This window comes from Mesorhizobium sp. M1E.F.Ca.ET.041.01.1.1, from assembly GCF_003997355.1.
In the GTDB taxonomy this organism is placed as follows: Bacteria; Pseudomonadota; Alphaproteobacteria; order Rhizobiales; family Rhizobiaceae; genus Mesorhizobium.
This window is the reverse complement of the sequence record NZ_RZSL01000617.1, coordinates 1-3,376: the sequence shown is the minus strand read 5'-3', so window position 1 is coordinate 3,376 and position 3,376 is coordinate 1. Positions and strand designations below refer to the sequence as shown.

Genomic DNA, 3,376 nt, shown 5'->3' with positions numbered 1-3,376 from the left:
GAGGGGGGCGGTCCGACTGGGCTCGGCTTGCTTGCGCACATGAAGGTTGGCGTTCCATGCGCGGCGACCCCCTCTGTCGCCTTCGGCGAAATCTCCCCCCTCGAGGGGGGAGATTTGGCGCTCTACCTGCCCAGCACTAGCGCCCAGTAGCGCAGGCTGGGGTCGCGGCCGTCGCGCACGTAAGCCAGCCCGAAGCGACTGAAGTCCGGGTCGAGCATGTTGCGGCGGTGGCCGTCCGAATGCATCCAGATGTCGAACAGTTTCTGCTGGTCGAAGCGGCCCTCGGCGATATTCTCGCCGGCGGCGCCGTGCACCCCGTTGCCTTTCATGCGGGAGGCGAAATCCTTGCCCCACCCGGTGGTGTGGCTCATGCGGGCGCGCGACGCCATGTAGCCCGCCTGCTGGAGCGCGGCCTGCTCGAGCTGTGTGTCCGGCGTCAGTGTCGGCAGTCCGGCCGATGTGCGGATTGTGCTCAACGTGGTGGTAGCGGAGGACGACACGCCGGCGCCTTCGCCGGTTGGCACCGTGACGCTGTTGCAGGCGGCGACGCCGCCAAGGGCCGCAAGGCCGATGGCCTTGAGCAATGTTCGTCTGTCGAGATTGAGGGACATGGTGGTCGGGATGGTCATCGTGCCTCTGATACCGGCGATCATGGCTTTTGCCGGGCAGACGATGAAAATCGCGTGAAGCGCGACATCCCCCGGAAGATCGGCTATGATGGCCGCGTTCTTGAAAGTGGCAGCCACGGGCGGCCACCCCAGGCGGTGACCGCCCCCGCGAAATACGGAGGACGGTTATGGCTGGTTTTCATGTCATGGCGGACGCGCGAGGGATGCATGTGCAGCCCACGGTGCGCCACATCACCACGTCGGACCTATGGGATGCGTTGCGGCTCGGCGCCGAGGATTTCTGGGCCAAGCCTTCGCACTACGTGTTCCTGTGCCTGATCTATCCGGTCGTCGGACTGATCCTGACGCGGTGGTCGTCGGGCTCAAACGCCATCCAGCTCGTCTATCCGCTGATGTCGGGCTTCGCGCTGATCGGGCCCTTCGCGGCGATCGGTCTCTATGAGATCAGCCGCCGGCGCGAGCTCGGCATGGACTCGCACTGGCAGCATGCGCTCGACGTGCGCCATTCGCCGGCGCTACCCTCGATCGCCGTGATCGGCGGCCTGCTCTTCGGGCTCTTCCTTCTGTGGTTGTTCGCCGCGCAGTCGATCTACACCAGCCTGTTCGGCGCCGAGCCGCCGGCATCGGTCGGCACCTTCCTGCGCGACGTGCTGACGACCAGCAGGGGCTGGACGCTGATCCTGCTCGGCAACGCCGCAGGCTTCGTCTTCGCGGTCGTGGTGCTTGCCACAACCGTCATCGCCTTCCCGCTGCTGCTCGACCGCGATGTCGGCGCCGTCTCGGCGATCGAGACCTCGGCGCGTGCCGTGATGGCAAACCCGTTGCAGATGGCGCTCTGGGGCCTGACGGTCGCGGTGCTTCTGGTGATCGGCTCGATCCCGCTGTTTGCCGGCCTTGCCGTCGTCATGCCGATCCTCGGCCACGCGACCTGGCATCTCTATCGCAAGGTGATCGAGCCGGAGCAGATCCGGCCCGCCCGCCGGCCGATGTAGGTCTACGCCGGGGCCGCTAAGGCCGTCTCTACCTTTGCGCCTCGGTCGCCATTTTCAGCGCCAGCGCGGTCAGCACCGTGCCCATCATCCAGCGCTGGACGACCAGCCAGAACGGCCGTCCGGCGAGGAAGGTGGCGATCGAGCCGGCCGTCACCGCGATGATGGCGTTGACGGTGAGGCTGATCGAGATCTGCGTCACGCCCAGCACCAGAAGCTGCGACAGCACATGGCCCTTGGCCAGGTTGATGAACTGCGGCAGCAGCGACAGATAGAGCACCGCCACTTTCGGGTTGAGCAGGTTGGTCATCAGCCCCATGACGAACAGCTTGCGCGGCCTGTCCTTCGGCAGCTCGCGCACCTGGAACGGCGAGCGCCCGCCGGGCCTCAGCGCCTGCCAGGCTAGCCACAGCAGATAGAGCGCGCCGGCGATGCGCAGCGCGTCATAGGCGTAAGGCACGGCGAAGATGAGCGCGGTGATGCCCAAGGCGGCCGACAGCACATAGAACAGGAAGCCCAGCGCCACGCCGCCGAGCGAGATCAGCCCTGCCTTCGGCCCTTGCGATAGCGAGCGCGAGATCAGGTAGATCATGTTCGGCCCAGGCGTCAGCACCATGCCGAGGCAGATCAGCGCGAAAGTCAAATGGTTGGCGGCGTCGGGCACAGGCGTCTCCTGGAAAGCGCGCCTGAGATGTGCCCTGCCTCGCAGAATGGCGCAAGGGCTTCGAGGGCGCCGACCGTTGCGCCAGCCTCGATGCCGCCAAATCCGGCCGTTTCTCGACCAGGAGGTGATAATCCAATACACTTCCATTCACCTGGAAATTCGAGAGCCAGCTTTGCACGGGTCAACGCAATGCAAATCTCCTTCAAGGGCAAAAAGGTTGTTGTAACGGGTGCCAGTCGCGGCATCGGCCGGTCAATCGCTCTGGCATTTGCGGCGGAAGGCGCGGATGTCGCGATCTGCGCCCGCGGTGCGCCGGGTCTCGAAGCGGCTGAGGTCGAGCTGAAGCGGCATGGAGGGGCCATTTTCGCAATGCCATGCGACCTCGCAGAGGCATCTGCGCCCGCGAGCTTTGTGGCGGGAGCCGTTAGCGCGCTCGATGGTATCGACATTCTGGTCAACAACGCGTCGGGCATCGGCATGAGGGATGACGAGAGCGGCTGGCGAGCCAGCATCGACGTCGACCTGATGGCGACGGTGCGCACCACCCAGGCAGCCATCCCGTTCATGGAAAAAGCGGGGGGTGGCGTCATCATCAACATCTCGTCGATTTCCGGTTTCAGGGCGGTGCCGCGCACTTTGCCTTACGCTGCGATCAAGGCGGCGCTCGTCAACTACACAATGGGCCAGGGGTTGGCGCTTGCGCCAAAACGCATCCGGGTAAACGGCATCGCGCCCGGTTCGATCGAATTTCCAGGCGGCGTGTGGGATAACCGCAAGGCGTCCGATCCCCAACTGTATCAGCGCACGCTCGACAGCATACCTTGGGGGCGGTTTGGCACGCCGGAGGAGATCGCGAAAGTTGCTCTGTTCCTGGCGAGCGAAATGGGAAGTTGGATTACGGGGCAAACGATCGCGGTCGACGGTGGCCAGTTGCTGGCCTCAAAGACGGGCCCTTCAGCGACATTGCCTGCATCGTGAAGCATGCTTTCAGAGCCTGGACGCTGACGTTCGACGCCCGTTTCTGATTTCCGGCCTTACCCCACAACCCGCAAATTCGACAGTTCGTTCGCGATCTCCTTGAAGTTGTCCGACAG

At 64.6% G+C, this 3,376-nt stretch carries 4 protein-coding genes; 2 read left to right on the top strand and 2 right to left on the bottom strand.

All coding sequences use genetic code 11. The features are described from left to right. Window positions 1-122: 122 nt before the first annotated feature. Window positions 123-629, bottom strand: a complete 507-nt coding sequence (locus EOA38_RS31360; RefSeq protein WP_126095942.1) for a CAP domain-containing protein — start codon at window positions 627-629, stop codon at window positions 123-125. Between the two features lie 167 nt (window positions 630-796). Between EOA38_RS31360 and EOA38_RS31355 the strand changes: the two genes are divergently transcribed. After that, a complete protein-coding gene (locus EOA38_RS31355) occupies window positions 797-1,621 on the top strand; it encodes a DUF2189 domain-containing protein (RefSeq protein ID WP_126094426.1) in 825 nt (274 codons plus the stop codon). Window positions 1,622-1,649: 28 nt separating this feature from the next. Here the strand turns inward: EOA38_RS31355 and EOA38_RS31350 are convergent, their stop codons facing one another. Next, window positions 1,650-2,282 (bottom strand): LysE family translocator, encoded by a 633-nt coding sequence (locus EOA38_RS31350; RefSeq protein ID WP_126094425.1) that lies wholly within the window; start codon window positions 2,280-2,282, stop codon window positions 1,650-1,652. 189 nt (window positions 2,283-2,471) lie between these two features. On the opposite strand from EOA38_RS31350, the gene EOA38_RS31345 reads away from it, so the two are divergent. Beyond that, entirely contained in the window at window positions 2,472-3,260 is a 789-nt protein-coding gene (locus EOA38_RS31345; RefSeq protein ID WP_245464703.1) for an SDR family oxidoreductase, read from the top strand. Window positions 3,261-3,376: the final 116 nt, after the last annotated feature.

What these genes read in the sequence shown, in the direction of transcription:
- EOA38_RS31360 (WP_126095942.1), bottom strand. Translation starts at nt 629, where the DNA reads ATGACCATCCCGACCACCATGTCCCTCAATCTCGACAGACGAACATTG.
- EOA38_RS31355 (WP_126094426.1), top strand. Translation starts at nt 797, where the DNA reads ATGGCTGGTTTTCATGTCATGGCGGACGCGCGAGGGATGCATGTGCAG.
- EOA38_RS31345 (WP_245464703.1), top strand. Translation starts at nt 2,472, where the DNA reads ATGCAAATCTCCTTCAAGGGCAAAAAGGTTGTTGTAACGGGTGCCAGT.